At 73.1% G+C, this 1527-nt stretch carries 2 protein-coding genes; both read right to left on the reverse strand.

Translation table 11 applies throughout. The features are described 5' to 3' along the window. Nucleotides 1–1166, reverse strand: a 1166-nt coding sequence (locus BZY54_RS42925) for an ABC transporter ATP-binding protein (protein WP_244217614.1), incomplete at its 3' end; no start/stop codon positions are given. 149 nt (nucleotides 1167–1315) lie between these two features. Next, nucleotides 1316–1527: NrtR DNA-binding winged helix domain-containing protein (locus BZY54_RS42930; RefSeq protein WP_425276378.1), on the reverse strand; the 212-nt coding region annotated here is incomplete at its 5' end.

Consider the following 1527-nt stretch of genomic DNA (forward strand, 5'->3'; position numbering starts at 1 on the left):
GACACCCCCGACGCCGCGGCCGGCGGCTCCTCAAGACTCGTGGCGGAGGGTCCGGCGTCGGAGACCGAGGCCGCGGCGTCGGGGGTGTCGTCGCGAGCGGCCGCGACACAGGCGCGTGCGGCACGCCGACCGTTCACCGCCCCCATGACACGTGCCGCGAGGGCGGCGGGAGCGGTGGCCGCCGCCCGGACGTCCTTGGCAGCCCGTGCCACGACGGACTGCGCGGTGTCAGTGCCGGTGCCGGTGCCGGTACAGGCACCCGCTGCGGCTCCGGCTCCGGCCCCGGCTCCCGAGCCCGTTTCGCCCACTTCGTCGGCGAGTTGGTGGATGGGGATGCCGTGCCGGAAGGCCACCTCACCGACATCGGCGCACGTACTGCCGTAGACGCACAGACGATTGCCCTCCTCGCGCACGACCTCGACGGAGCGGCGGCCGGTGCGGGCCTCCTTCGCCAGGATGGCCGCGAGGCGGGTGGCGTGCGGGCTGCGGACCGCGACACGGGGGCGGAGCCGGTTGCGGGCGAAGTCCGCGGCCTCCTGGTCGGCGACGAGGGTGCCGCGCGACAGCGTGACGACGCGGTCCGCCGTGTTGGCCGCCTCCTTGGGGTCGGCGGTGGTGAACAGGACCGTGCCGCCCTGGGTGGCATGGGCCCGCAGCATGGCGTGGAGCCAGCGGCTCTCCCGCGCGGAGAGTCCACCGGCCGGATTGTCGAGGACCAGCGTGTGCGGATCGGACAGCAGGACGCAGGCCAGGCCCATGCGCCGGTCCATACCGCGTGACAGGGTGCCCAGACGCTCTTCCCGGAAGCTGACGAGCCCGACGACCTCGAGGACTTCGTCGGCCCGCCGGGCCGGAAGGCCCGACGCCGCGCACAGCATGCGCAGGTGACCGCGGACCGTGCGGGAGGGGTGTCCGGGGACGTCGCCCAGAAGGACACCGACCTCGCGCGCCGGGTGGGAGATGCGGTGCAGGGGGCGGCCCCTGAAGTAGGTGATACCTCGGCCCTGTTGCAGTTCGAGCATGAGTCTGAGGGTCGTCGTCTTGCCCGCGCCGGCGGTTCCGAGCAGCGCGGTGACGCGGCCCGCGTCCGCTTCGAAGGAGACATCGTCGACGGCAGGCGGAAGGTCCTTACGGGAGTCGCTGGTCAGTCCGAAGGCCTGGATCACCCGCAGCAAGATAGCGCGTTATGTCCGTTTTTCAGGGGATCGCGGCGCGCGTTCGGCCTCGTCGCCACCATCATCCGACCTGGTGTTCGCCCGTGGCGGGGCAAGCCCGTCTGCGACGCCGGTGAAACGGCAGCCGGGACCGCGGGACGTCAGACCTCCGGGCGCAGCATCGGCGGGTTGAGCAGCGTGGCGCCGCCGGCCCGGAAGAGCTGGGCGGGCCGACCGCCCTGGCGGGTGGTCGTGCCGCCGGTGGGCACCAGGAAGCCGGGGGTGCCGGTGACCTTCCGGTGGAAGTTCCGCGGGTCGAGTGCCACGCCCCACACCGCCTCATAGACCCGGCGCAGTTCACCGACGGTGAACT

It is taken from the genome of Streptomyces carpinensis (assembly GCF_002154505.1).
Lineage (GTDB): Bacteria > Actinomycetota > Actinomycetes > Streptomycetales > Streptomycetaceae > Streptomyces > Streptomyces carpinensis.